Here is a 403-nt window from a genome sequence, read left to right as displayed (position 1 = left end):
CCGGTGCGCCAGCTTCAGCGCGTGGAAGGCGTTCTGCTCGACCATGAACACCGTCATCTTCTGTTCCCGGTTGATCTCCTGGATCACCTGGAAGATCTGCTTCACGATCAGCGGCGCCAGACCCAAGCTGGGCTCGTCCAGCAGCAGCAAGCGCGGCTGGCTCATCAGCGCCCGCCCGATCGCCAGCATCTGCTGCTCGCCGCCCGACATCGTCCCGGCGCGCTGGTTGATGCGCTCCTTCAGCCGCGGGAACAGCGTCAGCACCCGCTCAAGCTCGCGCTCGAAGCTGCCGGGCTGCGCCACGATGGAGCCCATCTGCAGGTTCTCCAGCACCGTCATGCGCGGGAAGATGCGCCGGCCCTCGGGAGACTGGGCGATGCCGCGCCGCACGATCTCGTGGGTC

Annotated in this window: 1 protein-coding gene; it reads right to left on the bottom strand. The window is 67.2% G+C overall.

Annotated elements, in window-relative coordinates; translation table 11 throughout:
• On the bottom strand, positions 1 to 403 hold a 403-nt coding region (locus tag TSH64_RS01510), incomplete at both ends, for an ATP-binding cassette domain-containing protein (protein WP_199237397.1).

It is taken from the genome of Azospirillum sp. TSH64, from assembly GCF_003116035.1.
Classification (GTDB): Bacteria; Pseudomonadota; Alphaproteobacteria; order Azospirillales; family Azospirillaceae; genus Azospirillum.
This window is presented reverse-complemented; position numbering and strand designations above follow the sequence as displayed.